General features: G+C 67.4%; 14 protein-coding genes. 9 read left to right on the forward strand and 5 right to left on the reverse strand.

What is annotated here, in order from left to right; genetic code table 11:
- Positions 1–8 precede the first annotated feature (8 nt).
- Together AC5Y5O_RS25370 and AC5Y5O_RS25375 are read left to right on the forward strand one after the other, a co-directional pair.
- Complete coding sequence (locus tag AC5Y5O_RS25370) at positions 9–2,987, forward strand: acyl-CoA synthetase (protein WP_243393979.1); 2,979 nt, start codon at positions 9–11, stop codon at positions 2,985–2,987.
- Positions 2,980–3,189 (forward strand): Trm112 family protein, encoded by a 210-nt coding sequence (locus AC5Y5O_RS25375; RefSeq protein ID WP_096291082.1) that lies wholly within the window; start codon positions 2,980–2,982, stop codon positions 3,187–3,189. The genes AC5Y5O_RS25370 and AC5Y5O_RS25375 overlap by 8 nt, the downstream gene beginning before the upstream one ends.
- Here AC5Y5O_RS25375 and AC5Y5O_RS25380 read toward each other — a convergent pair.
- The gene (locus tag AC5Y5O_RS25380) at positions 3,186–4,277 is read right to left on the reverse strand and encodes a methyltransferase (protein ID WP_096287241.1); all 1,092 of its coding nucleotides are present in this window, start codon (positions 4,275–4,277) and stop codon (positions 3,186–3,188) included. The genes AC5Y5O_RS25375 and AC5Y5O_RS25380 overlap by 4 nt on opposite strands.
- Positions 4,278–4,446: 169 nt before the next feature.
- Here AC5Y5O_RS25380 and AC5Y5O_RS25385 point away from each other — a divergent pair, with 169 nt between their 5' ends.
- On the forward strand, positions 4,447–7,767 hold the full coding sequence (locus AC5Y5O_RS25385; protein ID WP_500027922.1) for a LuxR C-terminal-related transcriptional regulator: 3,321 nt from the start codon (positions 4,447–4,449) through the stop codon (positions 7,765–7,767).
- A gap of 45 nt (positions 7,768–7,812) precedes the next feature.
- On the opposite strand, the gene AC5Y5O_RS25390 is transcribed toward AC5Y5O_RS25385, so the two are convergent.
- Genes AC5Y5O_RS25390 through AC5Y5O_RS25405 form a run of 4 tightly spaced genes read right to left on the reverse strand, consistent with a single transcriptional unit; the run spans position 7,813 to position 11,270 of the window.
- Positions 7,813–8,433: a TetR/AcrR family transcriptional regulator gene (locus AC5Y5O_RS25390; RefSeq protein WP_096287244.1), complete on the reverse strand. Its 621-nt coding sequence runs from the start codon at positions 8,431–8,433 to the stop codon at positions 7,813–7,815.
- 1 nt (position 8,434) lies between these two features.
- A complete protein-coding gene (locus tag AC5Y5O_RS25395; RefSeq protein WP_096287245.1) occupies positions 8,435–9,253 on the reverse strand; it encodes an ABC transporter permease in 819 nt (272 codons plus the stop codon).
- Complete coding sequence (locus AC5Y5O_RS25400; protein WP_096291083.1) at positions 9,187–9,951, reverse strand: ABC transporter ATP-binding protein; 765 nt, start codon at positions 9,949–9,951, stop codon at positions 9,187–9,189. Before AC5Y5O_RS25400 ends, AC5Y5O_RS25395 begins: the two co-directional genes overlap by 67 nt.
- A 50-nt stretch (positions 9,952–10,001) precedes the next feature.
- Entirely contained in the window at positions 10,002–11,270 is a 1,269-nt protein-coding gene (locus tag AC5Y5O_RS25405; protein ID WP_096287247.1) for an ammonium transporter, read from the reverse strand.
- A gap of 68 nt (positions 11,271–11,338) precedes the next feature.
- Between AC5Y5O_RS25405 and AC5Y5O_RS25410 the strand changes: the two genes are divergently transcribed.
- The 6 genes from AC5Y5O_RS25410 (at position 11,339) to AC5Y5O_RS25435 (ending at position 16,206) form a co-directional block, all read left to right on the forward strand.
- A complete protein-coding gene (locus AC5Y5O_RS25410) occupies positions 11,339–11,950 on the forward strand; it encodes a DNA-3-methyladenine glycosylase (RefSeq protein WP_096287249.1) in 612 nt (203 codons plus the stop codon).
- An 11-nt stretch (positions 11,951–11,961) separates the two neighbouring features.
- Entirely contained in the window at positions 11,962–13,227 is a 1,266-nt protein-coding gene (gene tyrS / locus AC5Y5O_RS25415; RefSeq protein WP_500027925.1) for a tyrosine--tRNA ligase, read from the forward strand.
- Between the two features lie 197 nt (positions 13,228–13,424).
- Positions 13,425–14,066 (forward strand): DUF732 domain-containing protein, encoded by a 642-nt coding sequence (locus AC5Y5O_RS25420; protein WP_500027927.1) that lies wholly within the window; start codon positions 13,425–13,427, stop codon positions 14,064–14,066.
- Positions 14,067–14,250: 184 nt separating this feature from the next.
- The gene (locus AC5Y5O_RS25425; RefSeq protein WP_165796356.1) at positions 14,251–14,958 is read left to right on the forward strand and encodes a tetratricopeptide repeat protein; all 708 of its coding nucleotides are present in this window, start codon (positions 14,251–14,253) and stop codon (positions 14,956–14,958) included.
- 19 nt (positions 14,959–14,977) lie between these two features.
- Positions 14,978–15,997: an HAD-IIA family hydrolase gene (locus AC5Y5O_RS25430; protein WP_096287255.1), complete on the forward strand. Its 1,020-nt coding sequence runs from the start codon at positions 14,978–14,980 to the stop codon at positions 15,995–15,997.
- Between the two features lie 23 nt (positions 15,998–16,020).
- Positions 16,021–16,206: a hypothetical protein gene (locus AC5Y5O_RS25435; protein ID WP_096287257.1), complete on the forward strand. Its 186-nt coding sequence runs from the start codon at positions 16,021–16,023 to the stop codon at positions 16,204–16,206.

Below are 16,206 nucleotides of genomic sequence, written 5' to 3' on the forward strand. Positions count from 1 at the left end.
ACTTGTCGATGATCACGCGGCCGGTGGAACGACTGGTCGCGACGGCCCAGAACGGCCTGGAGGTCTTGCGGCTGGGGGGCCTCGAGACCGGCACCGTTGCGTCGCCGTCGCAGATCGTCGAAAGCGTGCCGATGTACAAGCTCCGGCGCTACTTTCCGCCCGACAATCGCCCCGGCCAGCGTCCGGTGGGCCCGCCGGTGCTGATGGTGCACCCGATGATGATGTCGGCGGACATGTGGGACGTGACCCGCGAAGACGGTGCGGTCGGCATCCTGCATTCGCACGGGCTGGACTGCTGGGTCATCGACTTCGGTTCACCCGACAAGGTCGAGGGCGGCATGCGCCGCAACCTGGCCGACCACATCGTCGCACTGAGCCAGGCGATCGACACGGTCCGCGACGCCACCGGCGCCGATGTGCACCTGGTCGGGTATTCGCAGGGCGGGATGTGGTGCTATCAGGTCGCCGCCTACCGCCGTTCGAAGGCGCTGGCCAGCATCGTGACCTTCGGCTCGCCGGTGGACACCCTGGCCGCGTTGCCGATGGGCATCCCGGCAAACTTCGCCCCACCCGTCGCCAACTTCATGGCCGATCACGTCTTCAGCCGCCTGGCCATCCCGGGTTGGATGGCGCGGGCCGGCTTCCAGATGCTGGATCCGCTCAAGACCGCCAAGGCCCGCGTCGACTTCGTGCGTCAGCTGCACGACCGCGAGGCGCTGCTGCCCCGCGAACAACAGCGCCGGTTCCTCGAGCGCGAGGGTTGGATCGCCTGGTCCGGTCCGGCGATCTCCGAGCTGCTCAAGCAATTCATCGCGCACAACCGGATGATGACCGGCGGGTTCGCTGTCAACGGACAAATGGTCACGCTCACCGACATCACCTGCCCGGTGCTGGCCTTCGTCGGTGAGGTCGACGACATCGGCCAGCCGGCGTCGGTGCGCGGTATCCGGCGCGCCGCACCCGACGCCGAGGTCTACGAAGCCCGTATCCGCACCGGTCATTTCGGCCTGGTCGTCGGATCCAAAGCGGCAGAACAGGGTTGGCCCACCGTCGCCGCGTGGATCGAGTGGCTCACCACCGGTGGCGACAAGCCCGACAACATCGACCTGATGGCCGATCAGCCCGAAGAGCACACCGACAGCGGCGTCGCGCTGAGTTCGCGGCTTACGCATGGCATCGGCGAGGCGTCGGAGGCGGCGATCGAGCTGGTGCGCGGCGCCACCGGCGCGGTGGTCGCGGCCAACAAATCCATGCGGACGCTGGCCGTCGAGACCGCGCGTACGCTACCCCGGCTGGCCCGGCTCGGGCAGATCAACGACCACACCCGAATCTCGTTGGGCCGCATCATCACCGAGCAGGCCCGCAACGCGCCGCGGGGCGAGTTCCTGCTGTTCGACGGTCGTGTGCACACCTACGAGGCGGTCGACCGCCGCATCAACAACGTTGTCCGGGGCCTGATTCAGGTCGGCGTCCGGCAGGGCGACCGGGTCGGCGTGCTGATGGAGACGCGACCCAGTGCGTTGGTCGCGATCGCCGCACTGTCCCGCCTCGGTGCCGTCGCGGTGGTGATGCGCCCCGACGCCGACCTGACCGCATCGGTGCGGCTCGGGCGGGTCGGCGAGATCATGACCGACCCCACCAACCTCGAGGCCTTACGCGACTGGCCGGGCCAGGTGTTGGTGCTCGGTGGTGGTGAGGCGCGCAACCTGCATCTGCCCGAGGACGGCTCGAAGCAAAACCAGGTCATCGACATGGAGCAGATCGACCCGGATGCCGTCGAGCTCCCCGCCTGGTATCGGCCCAACCCGGGATTGGCCCGGGATCTGGCGTTCATCGCATTCAGCGCGGTCGGCGGCGAGTTGGTGGCCAAGCAGATCACCAACTACCGGTGGGCGGTGTCGGCGTTCGGAACCGCTTCGGCGGCCGGCCTGGACCGCCGAGACACCGTCTACTGCCTGACGCCGCTGCACCACGAGTCCGCCCTGCTGGTCGCCCTGGGCGGCGCGGTTGTCGGCGGTACCCGCATCGCGTTGTCGCGCGGGCTGAACTCGGACCGGTTCGTCCACGAGATACGGCAGTACGGCGTCACCGTCGTGTCCTACACCTGGGCGATGCTGCGCGACATTGTCGACGACCCCGCCTTCGTGCTGCACGGTAATCATCCCGTCCGGCTGTTCATCGGCTCGGGTATGCCGACCGGATTGTGGGAGCGCGTCGTCGACGCGTTCGCGCCCGCGCACGTCGTCGAGTTCTTCGCCACCACGGACGGACAGGCGGTGCTGGCCAACGTGTCCGGCGCCAAGATCGGCTGTAAGGGCCGGCCGCTGCCGGGTGCCGGGCGAGCAGAACTTGCCGCCTACGACGCCGAACACGACCTGATCCTGGAAGACGAGCGAGGCTTCGTGCAGGTTGCCGACGTCAACCAGGTCGGGGTGCTGCTGGCGGCTTCCAACGGGCCGATCGATCCGACGGCGTCGGTCAAGCGCGGGGTTTTCGCGCCCGCCGACACCTGGATCTCCACGGAGTATCTGTTCCGCCGCGACGAGGACGGTGACTTCTGGCTGATGGGCCGGCGCGGCTCGGTGGTGCACACTGCCCGCGGGCTCGTCTATCCCGAGCCGGTCACCGACGCGCTCGGCCTGATCAACGGCGTGGACCTCGCGGTGACCTACAACGTGCCGTTCGGCAACCTGGAAGTGGCGGTGTCAGCGGTGACGTTGCTGCCCGGAGCCACCATCACCGCGGCGGATTTGACCGAAGCTTTCGCCGGCATGCCGCTCGGGCTGGGACCCGACATCGTTTGTGTGGTGCCGGAGATGACGTTGAGCGCGACCTACCGTCCCACCGTCAGCGCCCTGCGGGCGGCCGGGATTCCCAAATCCGGGCGGCATGCCTGGTATTTCGACACCGCCAGCTCGCAGTACCGCCGGTTGACTCCGGCGATACGGTCCGAACTGGCCGCCACGTATCGAGGTGACGATGCTTGACCAGACTCTGCTGAGCATTCTGGTGTGCCCGCAGGACCGCGGCCCGCTGCTGCTCGTGTCCCCAGAAGACGGCGACGAGCTGCTCTACAACCCACGGCTGCGCCGTGCTTACCGCATCGAGGACGGTATCCCGGTGCTGCTGATCGACGAGGCGCGCGACGTCGACGAGGACGAGCACGCCCGCCTCACCGAACGGGGCTAGCCGGCGGTGGCTTCCACGATGCTGAACGGCGAGGGTGTCGACACAATCTGAGTCATCTGAAATCCGCTCTGCTGCAACAAATCCCGATATTCATCCCGGGTGCGCTCCCGGCCCGCATTCATGACCAGCATCTCGAGATCCGTCCATTTGGCAAGAGCATCTCGATCGTGCGGGGGTATCACGCATTCGACCAGCAAGACGGTTGTTCCGGTGTGGGTTGCGGCGCGCAGGGTTTTGAGGATCTGCTGGGCTTGGTCGTCGGGCCAGTCGTGGATGATGTTCTTCAGCACGTAGAGGTCGCCGTCATCGGGGACCGCCTCGAAGAACGATCCCTCGATGATTCGCACGCGCTCTGCGACGCAGTGTCTGGACAGCAGTGGTTCGGCGCCGGCGACGACGTGCGGCAGGTCGAAAAGAATGCCGGTCGTCGTTGGGTTTTTGGCGAGGATGCCGGCCAGCAACCGGCCATGCCCGCCGGCAACGTCCACGATGGTGCGATAGCCGGCGAAGTCGTACGCGGCGATCACCGCATCAACGGCCATCTCGGAGACGTTCGTCATCGCCGCATCGAAGACCGCACTGAGTTCGGGGTGGCCCGAGAGCCATTCGAACCCGTCCATGCCACGTAACTTCGGAACGACCGCCTCGCCCGTGCGAACCGCATCGACGCAATGGCTCCAATGTTCCCGCATCTCCGGCGTGCCGACCATCCGGGCCATCCCAGCCACGGAATCGCGTGCGTCCCACCGCAGCGTGCCTGCGAGCGACGTCAGCCCGTACCGGCCGTCGCGGTGCCGGCAGAAGATGCCGCGGCCGATCAGGGCCCGCAGCAACCGGCCCAGCGCGTCCTGTTCGGCGCCGACCCTGGCGGCCAGCTGATCGAGTCCCAGGGGTCCCCCGTCCAGCGCATCGGCGATGCGGAGTTCGGCGGCGACGGCGATCGCCTGGGCCACCCAGGCCCCGGACACGAGTTCCGCCATCACCGCCGGTGCGGGGGCCAGGGACTGGTGAAGCCGCAGAAGCTGCTGACGAAACCGCTGTACTGCGTTGACCATCGGGACCGGCGGGACTCGGGTCGCGATTTTCATGGGGATTCCTCTCGGTGCATCGCTTTGCATTTCGGAACGACTATCCGGCGCCGTGCCGTCGACACCATCGGCCAGAACGCGGAAAAAATGCGGGTGGGGGTCGGAGAACCGCACGACGGCCACCGAAATCTGCGCGGTTTCGCGGATGTTATGGCGCTGGCGAACACTGATGCTGGCTAACATGAGCGAGATTGACCCACGCGCGGGGATACCACCGATGAACGAGAGCGACGTAGGGCTGACAGAGCTACCGACCGGCACGGTGACGCTGCTCCTCGCCGATATCGAGGGGTCGACGCGGCTCTGGGAAACGCAGCCTCACGAAATGGCGCAAGCTGTCGCGCGGCTCGACCGCGCACTCACCGAGCTTATTGCCGCCCATCGCGGTGTGCGCCCGGTTGAGCAGGGCGAAGGCGACAGTTTCGTCGTCGCGTTCGACCGCGCCACCGACGCGGTCGCATGCGCTCTCCAACTGCAGTTGGCGCCCCTGGCGCCGATCCGGCTGCGGATCGGTCTGCACACCGGCGAGGTCCAATTGCGGGACGAAAGCAACTACATCGGACCGACGATCAACAGAACCGCGCGGCTCCGCGACCTGGGGCATGGCGGACAGACCGTCCTGTCCGGCGCAACCGAAGAGATGGTGGCCGACCACTTGCCGCCCGACGCCTGGTTGCTCCCGCTGGGAAGCCACCAGCTGCGTGATCTTCGCCGCGCCGAGCGGGTGATCCAGCTGTGCCACCCCGACCTGCACAACCAGTTCCCACCCCTGCGCCTCCCGGCCGCGGTGTCGGTGGGGCTGCCACCTCAGCTGACCAGCTTCGTGGGCCGCCAGGACCAGATAGCGGAGCTGACGCGCATCATCGCGGAGAATCGACTCGTCACCCTGACCGGCCCCGGCGGCGCGGGCAAGACCCGCCTCGCCGTGCAGGTCGCCGGCCGGATCGCCACCGAATTCGGCGACGGCGCACACTACGTCGACCTGGCACCGATCACCGAATCCGACCTCGTCCCCGCCACGACCGCCCGCACACTCGGGTTGACCGACATTCCCGGGCGCTCCGCGGGTGACGCCATGCTGCGGTTCATCACCGACCGGCAGATGCTGCTGGTGTTGGACAACTGCGAACACCTGCTGGATGCGACCGCCGACCTCGTCGGCCATATCCTGCGGGCCTGCCCCGGTGTGACAGTGCTGACGACCAGCCGCGAGCCGATCGGCATGACCGGTGAAGTGATCTGGCGGGTGTCGTCCCTGTCGATCATCGATGAAGCGGTCGAGTTGTTTACCGACCGTGCGCGTCTCGTCAGGCCCGAATTCGTCATCACCCAGGACAACGCCGCCGCGGTCGAAGAGATCTGTCAACGCCTTGACGGCATGCCGCTGGCGATCGAACTCGCCGCGGCGCGAGTGCGGGCCCTGTCGGTCACCGACATCCTCACCAGCCTGCACGACCGGTTCCGCCTGCTGACCGGGGGGAACCGCACCGCGGTCCGGCGCCAGCAGACCCTGCGGGCATCGGTGGATTGGTCGCACGCGCTGCTCACCGACGTCGAACGTCTGATCTTCCAGCGGCTGGCGGTGTTTCGCGGCGGATTCCACCTCGATGCCGCCGAAGCCGTTGCCACCGACGATCAGGTGCAGCGCCACCAAGTGCTCGACGAGCTCACCCTGCTGGTGGACAAGTCGCTGGTGATTGCCGAAAACATCAGCGGCCGAACGCGATACCGGCTGCTCGAGACGGTTCGGCAGTACGCCTTGGAGAGGCTTGGCGAATCCGGTGAATCGGATGCGGTTCGCGCCCGGCACCGTGACCACTACACTCAGCTGGCCGTGGTTCTGGATCAGCCGAACTCCGCCGGCCGACGCGAGCATGTCGAACAGGCTGAGAGCGAAATCGACAACCTGCGAGCCGCATTCACCTGGAGTTGCGATACCGACGACGGCAACCGGGCGCTGCAACTCGCGTCCGCCCTGCAGCCCTTGTGGCTCACCCGCGGGCGCGTCCGGGAAGGCCTGTCGTGGATCAAGTCGGTGCTGTCCGACGGGTACTCGCCGCAGGACGGACTGGCGCCCGCCGTTTACGCGCGGGCGCTCGCGGACCACGCGGTGCTCGCCGCAGCGGTAGGTGATCCGATCGGCATGGAGGAACCTCAACGTGCCCTCGCGCTCGCGCGTGAGATCGGGGAGTCCGGCCCGCTGCTCCATGCGCTGGTCGCGTGCGGCTGCACCGCCGCTTTCAACCCAGAGATCTCCGGCCCTTACCTCGATGAGGCGGCAGGTCTGGCCCGCGAATCCGGCGACAAGTGGAGATTGAGTCAAATCCTCTGGTGGCAGAGCTATGCGGCGATATGCGGCGGTGATCCCACCGCCGCGCTCAGGGCAGGGGAGGAAGGTCGCGACCTCGCCAACGAGATCGGCGACGGGTTCCTCTCGCGAATGTGTCGATTCTGGGGTGTCGGAACGGCGTACGTCATGCGTGGGGAACTCGCGCGTGCTAAAGCCGAATTCCTGCAGATCATGGCGGAGGCCGAGGCCGAGCACGACTTGCTCATGCGGGAACTCTGCCACTGCCACCTGGGCCATACCCTGGCGTGGATGGGAGAGGCCGAAGCCGCCGTGGCGGCGGCGGCCGCCGCGGTCGAAGCCGCGTCCGAATTCGGTGATATGGCCGAAGGCATGGCGGGCGGCCCGTTGGCTCTCGCACAACTCGCGGCGGGCGACGTTGCGGCCGCGGTGCAGACCAGCGAGGTGGCGGCACGACGCATAAGCGCGCAGCAGGGACACACCGTGGTCAATGCCAACCCGATCGCCGATGTCCTGCTGGTGCGCGGTGACCTGCCTGCGGCCAGAGGGTGGGCCGACGCGGCGGTTGCGGTAACGGCGGGCTGCCACTTGATGATTGCGCTCAATACTCGCGCCCGCGTCGCGACCGCGCAGGGTCAGCCCGACCAAGCCGAGCGCGATGCCCGCGAAGCATTGGCCATCGCAGCCGCGCTCGGTGCCCACGTGGGCACCCCGGATGCCCTTGAGTGCCTTGCCGGGGTGGCCGGTGGCGCCGGCAGCCACCGTGAGGCGGCGCGCCTTTACGGCGCGGCTGACGCGGTCCGGCAAAACACCGGCGTGATGAGGTTCAAGGTCTACGACGACGCTTACGTCGCGGCGCGCGACGCGGTCCGGGAAGCTCTGGGGCACGCCGATTTCGAGAGCGCGTGGGCCGAGGGTGCGGCGCTGTCCGTCCAGGAAGCGATCGCGTATGCCCGTCGAGGGCACGGCGACCGTAGGCGGCCGACAACCGGTTGGGGTGCGCTGACCCCCACCGAGCATGACGTAGTGCGGCTCGTCAGCGAAGGGTTGGCCAACAACGAAATCGCCGCAAGGCTTTTCGTCTCGCCGCGCACGGTGCAGAGCCATCTCACCCACGTCTACAACAAGCTCGGCATCAGCTCGCGGGTGCAACTCGTGCAAGAGGCGGCCCGGCACCAGTAGGAATGGCGCCACGTCGGCAAGCCTGCCCTGCTGGAAATTTCCGCTTCAGTCCGGCAGATGCGGCAAATCCCCGGTGAGGTAACGCTGCAGGTTGGGCGCGATGGTGCGGGCGATCTGTTCGGCCGGCAGCGACGCGAACGGCTCGAGTTGAAATATGTAGCGTGCCATCACCACTCCCACCAGCTGAGAGGCGACGAACTGGATGCGGATGACGCCGCTGCCCGGCGGATCGTCGACGCGGGAACCCACTTCGACCGCGATGATGTCCTGGATGAACGTGCGGAACAGGTTAACCTCCGCGCCGGCCAGGACCGACCGCAACACCGCAATGAACCCGGTGCCCAGCTCGGAATCCCACAGCGGCAACAACATCGACGGCAGCCGGTAGCCGATCTCCTCGACCGGCACCTCGCGCAACGGACCGATGATGTCCATCGGGTCGATCGGGATGTGCACAGCCGCGGCGAATAGCTTTTCCTTGGTGCCGAAATAGTGATGCACGAGTGCCGAATCGACACCCGCCGCCGCGGCCACCGCGCGAATCGAAGTATTACGAATACCCTTGCTGGCGAACAACTCTCGGGCGCTGGTCAAGATGCGATCGCGGGTGTCGGAATTGCCGGCCGGGCGCCCGGGTCGTCTGCGCCCGGTCTTGGCGGCCGTCACGTTATGGCGTCCGTCGCCGCAGTGTCGCCGCGGCCAGGCACAGCGCCGCGAACGCCGAACCCGCCACCACGGCGATGTCGCGCACCGCGATGCCGGTCAGTTCGGTATGCGAATTGACTTGTTGCAGAGCTTCCAGCGCGTAGCTGGCCGGCATGACGTTGCTGATCCATTGCAGCCAGTCTGGCATCAGCGCTCGCGGGACGATGATGCCGGCCAGCAGCAGCTGCGGCACCATCACCAGCGGGATGAACTGCACGGCCTGAAACTCGGTGCGGGCGAACGCACTACACAGCAAGCCCAGGCCGACACCCAGCACCGCGTTGACGATCGCGATCACGAACACCCACACCCAGCTGCCCTTGGTATCGAAGCCGAGGAACCAGAACGACACGGTGCACGCCACGGTCGCCTGCGCCGCCGCGGCGATCGAGAAGGCGGTTCCGTAGGCGATCAGCAGGTCGAGCCGGCGCAGGGGAGTGGTCAGGATGCGCTCCAGCGTCCCCGAGGCCCGCTCGCGTTGCATGGTGATCGCGGTGATGATGAACATCACGAACAGCGGGAAAAGACCGAGCAGGATCAGGCAGGCATTGTTGAACGGCGCCGGCGTGCCGGGCGGGTGATGGGCATTGCGAAACATGAAGTACATCAACGTGATAACCAGAACCGGAACGGCCAGGATCATCGCGACACTGCGGTGATCGGCGGCCAACTGACGCAGTATCCGCGTCGTGGTGGCGGTGTATCCCTTGAGACCTAGCCGGCTTCGCGCATGATGGTGCGCTTGATGATGGACAGAAACGCGTCCTCCAGTGACGTGCATCCGGTGTCCCCTCGTAGTTGGGTCGGCGTGGTGTGGGCGAGCAGGTTCCCGTCGCGCATCAGCAATAGGTCCATGCAGCGGTCGGCCTCGTCCATCACGTGACTCGAGACCAGCAGGGTGGCGCCCGCACGGGCGAGGTCGTTGAACTGATCCCACAGGTCGGCGCGCAGCACCGGGTCGAGGCCGACCGTGGGCTCGTCGAGCACCAGCAGCTCGGGCTGGCATACCAGTGCGCAGGCTAGCGACACTCGGGTGCGCTGGCCACCGGAGAGGTTGGCGCAGAACGCGGTCCGGTGATCGGTCAGCCCGACCCGCTCGATCGCAGCGTCGGCGGCGCGGCTGTCGAAGCCGTAGAGCGACGCGAAGTAGCGAACGTTGTCGGCGACGCGCAGGTCGTTGTAGATGGTCGGGTCCTGTGGCAGGTAGCCGACCCGGCGGCGCAATCCGGCGGAGCCGGCGGGTTTGCCGAGCACGGTCACGGTTCCCGAAGTCACGATCTGCGTGCCGACGATGCTTCTGATCAGCGTGGTCTTGCCGCAGCCGGACGGGCCGAGCAGGCCGGTGATGCTGCCCTTCCTGATCTGCACCGAAAAGTCGTGCAGAGCTGGGCGTTTGCCGCGGATAACGCGCAGATGGTCGATGTCGATGGCGACTTCGCCGCCGGGGGTGATTAATTCATCACGAGATGAAATCATCATGTGATGAATATTCATCCTCGCGGTGAGGCTTGTCAAGGGATGGTCTGGAGTCAGCCGGGTGAGCCGGGGCGGCGCAACGGCAGATGACCGTGCACGCCCTCGGCGTAGGCGGTCTCGGCGTGCTGGGTGAAGTCGACGCCGGTCGTCTCTTCCTCGGGGCTGAGCCGGAAACCCATCATCCGCTCGATCACCTTCGCGAGGACGAACGTCACCGCGAACGCATAGACCGCGACGACGACGATCGCGAGCGTCTGCTTGCCGAGCTGGCCGAAGCCGCCCCCGTAGAACAGGCCCTGCGGGCCCGACGTCATGACGGCCGTGGCCAGCAGCCCGATCAGGAAGACCCCGACCACCCCGCCGACGAAGTGCACACCGACGACGTCGAGCGAATCGTCATAGTTGAAGCGCAATTTCGCCGTCACCGCGAATGCGCAGACTACGCCCGCGGCGAGGCCGACGGCCGCGGCGCCGAGCGTGTTGACGGTGCCGCACGACGGGGTGATCGCGACGAGGCCGGCCACCACACCGGACGCCGCACCGAACGTCGTGGGCCTGCCGTCGCGGATCTGCTCGACCGTCAGCCAGCCCAGCATGCCGAGGCAGCCGGCGACGAGCGTGTTGAGGAAGATGGCCGCGGCAGTTCCGTTGGCGGCCAACGCAGAACCGGCGTTGAACCCGAACCAGCCGAACCACAGCAGTCCGACACCGACAAAGAGCAGCGGCAGATTGTGCGGCCGCATGGCGTCTTTCTTGAAGCCGATGCGGGGTCCCAGCACCAGCGCCAGCGCCAGCGCCGAGGAACCCGAGACGATCTCGACGACCAGGCCACCCGCGTAATCCAGCACGCCGAGCTTGCCCAGCCAGCCGCCGGGGCCCCATACCCAGTGCGCGACAACCGAATACACGACAATCGCCCAGATCGGGACGAACACCATCCAGGCAGCGAAGCGGGCGCGGTCGGCGATCGCGCCACTGACCAGGGCCGCCGTGATGATCGCGAAGGTCAATTGGAACGTCGCATAGAGCAGTTCGGGAACCGTGCCGTGCAGGCTGTCGGGCGTGATGCCGAGCATCCCGAGATGACTGAGGTTGCCGATGAACCCGCCGGCGCCGTCTTCGGAGAACGCGAGCGTGTAGCCGAGCAGCAGCCAGGCCACCGTGACAAGCGGGATCGAGACGAAGCTCATCATCATCATGTTGAGCACCCCGGTGGTGCGGACCATCCCGCCGTAGAAGATCGCCAGGCCGGGGGTCATCAACAGGACCAGTGCGGTACTGGCCAGCAGCCACGCGGTGGCAGCGGGGTCGATTGCATGCATTGTTTTGGCTCCTTCGCCACGCGGCAACCGGGAGTTTGCCATGTTCGGGCTCTCGGTAGGTTCGGTGGGTGGGTGCACGCAAGCTGGTAGTCGACCCCGTCGCGGCCGCGCACCGGCTGCTCGGCGCCACCCTCACCGGCCGGGGCGTGCGCGCGATCGTCGTCGAGGTGGAGGCCTATGGCGGAGTTCCCGACGGGCCGTGGCCGGACGCGGCGGCACACTCCTACCGGGGACCCAGCGGCCGCAACGCCGTGATGTTCGGGCCGCCGGGGCGGCTGTACACCTACCTCAGTCACGGGATCCACACCTGCGCCAACGTCTCGTGCGGGCCCGACGGCACGGCCGCCGCGGTGCTGCTGCGCGCCGCCGTGATCGAGGACGGCGTCGACATCGCCCAGGGCCGCCGCGGCGAGGCCATCCGCACCACCGCGCTGGCCCGTGGTCCCGGCAATCTGTGCGCTGCGTTGGGAATTACGATGTCCGACAACGGAATTGATCTGTTCGACCCGGACTCCCCGGTGTCGCTGGCATTGAACCAAACCGACGGCGCGGTGGCGGGCCCGCGGGTGGGTGTCAGCCAGGCCGCCGACCGGCCGTGGCGGCTGTGGCTGGCCGGTCGACCGGAAGTCTCGGCGTACCGGCGAAGTCCGCGGGCACCTGCCCCCGGCGCCAGCGACTAGATTCTTACCCCATGATCCTCGACGAGCTGGGCTGGCGTGGACTGATCGCGCAGTCCACCGACCTCGACGCCCTGGCCGCCGAATCCCAGCGCGGACCGCTGACGGTGTACGCCGGCTTCGACCCGACGGCGCCGAGCCTGCACGCGGGACACCTGGTGCCGTTGCTGGCACTGCGGCGTTTTCAGCGCGCCGGGCACCGGCCGATCGTGCTCGCGGGCGGGGCGACCGGCATGATCGGCGACCCGCGTGAGGTCGGGGAACGCAGTCTCCACGAGGCCGGCACCGTCGCCGAATGGACCGAACGGATTCGCGGACAGCTGGAACGCTTCGTCGACTTCTCGGATTCGGGGGACTCACCGACCGGCGCGATCGTCGCCGACAACCTCGAGTGGACGTCCCGGATGTCGGCGATCGAGTTCCTGCGCGATCTCGGCAAGCACTTCTCGGTCAACGTGATGCTGGATCGCGACACCATCCGGCGGCGCCTTGCCGGCGACGGGATCTCCTACACCGAGTTCAGCTACATGCTCCTGCAGGCCAACGACTACGTCGAACTGCACCAGCGCCATGGTTGTGTGCTGCAGATCGGCGGCTCGGATCAATGGGGGAACATCATCGCCGGGGTTCGGCTGGTGCGCCAGAAGCTGGGCGCGACGGTGCACGCACTGACCGTCCCGCTGGTGACCGCCGCCGACGGCACCAAGTTCGGCAAATCCACCGGCGGCGGCAACTTGTGGCTGGACCCGCAGCTGACCAGTCCGTATGCCTGGTATCAGTACTTCGTCAATACCGCGGACGCCGACGTGATTCGCTACCTGCGGTGGTTCACCTTCCTGTCCGCCGAGGAGCTGGCCGAGCTGGAACAGGTGACTGCCGAACGTCCGCAACAACGTGCCGCCCAGCGGCGGCTGGCCACCGAACTCACCGTCCTGGTGCACGGCGAGGCGGCCACCGCGGCTGTCGAACACGCCAGCAAGGCGCTGTTCGGCCAGGGCGATTTGGACCGTCTCGACGAAGCGACGCTGGCCGCCGCGCTGCGCGAAACGTCGGTCGCCGAGCTGAAACCCGGCGACGGCATCGTCGACCTGTTGGTGGCCAGCGGCCTGTCGGCGAGCAAGGGCGCCGCGCGACGCACAATCGGCGAGGGCGGCGTCTCGGTCAACAACATTCGGGTCGACAGCGACGAATGGTCGCCGCAGGACTCGGATTTCCTCCACGGCCGGTGGCTGGTGCTGCGTCGCGGAAAGCGCAACATCGCCGGCATCGAGAAGGTCTAGAAGAAGTATTCAGCGGAGATCCCGTCAATCGGAGGGGAAGCCGATATGAGAGGAGGGGAGCCTCGTTTGGAAGGAGCGACGAGATCCCCGCTGTGAGAACTAGTTTTCCCGGATCGAACGCTCCCGGGTATCCGTCAACCGGTTGAATCGCGGGTGGAAATCCGGTGTCCCCCATTCGGGGGACACCACCGTCTGGCTTGAGCGCGTTTGTGGTTTCAAATCGCTTGGGCGACAACAGATTAGACAACAGATTAGGTGTACCGAGCTGGTCGTCGGTCGGCGGCGGGCCATCAGCGGCGGACCATATTGCACCCGAGATTGTCAAGACGTCAGAGCAAAACGCGGTGGTGTGCAAACCTTTACCTGGCCGTGCCCTAAACGTGACACTCGTTGGCCACTGTAGTCACAATGAATTTGCGCAGCCACCACACAATCGACGAGAGCGAGAGATGACGGCGCAATCAATGGCGTACCAGTGGACCTTGCGGGCCGGTGCCCAGGTCAAGGCCTTCGGGTTTATGGTCTTGACCGCGGCTTTGATCGTCGCGGCGGCATCGATGGCCGCCCCCATTCGCGCTGACATAGCGAGCAACGCCTTCCTGTCCAGGCTGACCAATGCCGGTATTGCCGTCACTGCGCCGGCCGCCACACTGGCGCAGGGGCAGTCGGTCTGCCCGATGCTGGTCCAGCCGGGTCGGTCGTTCGATTCGGTCGTCTCGGAAGTGTCCAGCGGCAACGGCATGACCGAGAAAAATGCGGGCATCTTCACGATCATCGCGATCGCGACCTTCTGTCCTTCGATGATCGCGCCGTTGGTTCCGGACCGGTTCAAGGCGTAGCGAGACCCACACCCGGGTGCCCGTATCCTTTTCGAGGAGACCGGAGCGATCGAGGTGAACGACACGAGTGGGCGACGACAGACAGCGTCACAACGGCGAACGACGCCCGCGCACGGGATCTGGGGGCGCACCGAAGCGGCGCACGGGCCGTGACGTTCCGTGGTCCGGACCGGGCCGCGCCCGCATGGCCCAGCCGCGCAACGCTGCGCAGGACCGCGATCGCCCGGCGGACAGCGGGCCCCCGATACCGCCCGACGTGGACGCCAAACAGCTGGCTCCCGAAATCCGCGGCGAACTGAGCACGTTGGACCGCGCGACCGCCGATGCGGTGGCACGCCACCTGGTCGCCGCCGGTGAGCTGATGGACGAAGACCCGGAAGCCGCCCTGAACCATGCCCGTGCCGCGCGCGCCAGGTCAAGCAGGATCGCCGCCATCCGCGAAGCGGTCGGCATCGCCGCATACCGCACCGGCGACTGGGCCCAGGCGCTGTCCGAACTGCGTGCCGCCCGCCGGATGGGCAGTAAGTCCTCGCTGCTGGCGTTGATCGCGGATTGTGAACGCGGCCTTGGCCGGCCGGAGCGGGCGATCGAACTGGGCCGCGGGGAAGAGGCGGCCCAGCTGTCCGGCGACGACGCCGACGAGCTGCGCATCGTGATCGCGGGTGCCCGCTCCGATCTCGGCCAACTCGAACAGGCGCTGACGCTGTTGTCCACGCCGCAACTGGACCCGAGCCGCTCCGGCGCCACGGCCGCCCGGCTGTTCTACGCCTACGCCGACACCCTGCTGGCGCTCGGCCGCAATGACGAAGCGCTGCAATGGTTTTTGCACTCCGCGGCCGCCGACGTCGACGGCGTGACCGACGCCGAAGACCGGGTCAGCGAGCTGGGCTGACGATGCTGGGTTCGATCAAATGAAAAGCATTGCGCAGGAATATGATTGCCTGCTCATCGATCTGGACGGGACGGTGTTCCGCGGCCACAGTGCCACCGACGGCGCGGTGCAGACGCTCGACGAGGTCAGTAGCCGCAAGCTGTTCGTCACCAACAACGCATCCCGCAGCGCCGACGAAGTAGCGACCCACCTGCGTGACCTCGGCTTCACCGCCACCGGCGACGACGTCGTCACCAGCGCCCAAAGTGCCGCACGACTGCTTTCCGTTGAGCTGCCGCCGGATTCGCCCGTGCTGATCGTCGGTACCGACTCGCTGGCCAACGAGATCTCCGCGGTCGGGCTGCGTCCGGTACGCCGCTTCGACGACGACCCGGTCGCGGTCGTGCAAGGACTGTCGATGACGATCGGCTGGCCCGATCTGGCCGAGGCCGCACTCGCCATTCGGGCCGGCGCGCTGTGGGTGGCGGCCAATATCGACGCCACGCTGCCCACCGAGCGTGGTCTGCTGCCCGGCAACGGATCTCTGGTGGCCGCGCTGCGGGCGGCGACGGGGGCCGAACCCAGGGTGGCCGGAAAGCCCGCCCCGACACTGCTCGACGATGCGGTCGCCCGCGGCGACTACCGTGCGCCGCTGGTGATCGGCGACCGCCTCGACACCGACATCGAGGGCGCCAATGCCGCGAGGTTCCCGAGCCTGATGGTGCTGACCGGGGTGAGCAGCGCGCGCGACGCGGTGTACGCGAGCGCCGAGCAGCGGCCCACCTACATCGGCCGCGACCTGCGCGCCCTGCACCAGGGCAGCAACCTGCTCGCGGTCGGGCCGCAGCCCGGCTGGGCGATCGACGTCGCCGACGGTGCGGTGACGGTCACCGGCAAGGGGCCCGGTGAAGCAGACGACGGGGACGGTTTGTCGATCGTGCGGGCCGTCGCCGGCGCGGTGTGGGGCGGCGATTTTGACGGGCGGCCGGCGCGCATCCGGCCCGGCGACGACCGCGCGCGCGACGCGCTCGAGCGCTGGTCTCTCGTGCACGGGGACTAGCGGATGGCTACCGTAGAACCGCAATGAATATCGATCCCGAACAGATTCGCGCCGACATCGACAACCTGCTGGCGCAGCTGCCCGACCTGGCCGACCCGGAAAACCGGGAGACCGGGCCGTCTCTCGCCGAGCTCGAAGACATCGCACGCCGGCTATCGCAGGCTCATGACGTGCTGCTGGCCGCGCTGGAGTCGGCGGAGAAGGGCTGA

It is taken from the genome of Mycobacterium sp. NGS40 (genome assembly GCF_059812735.1).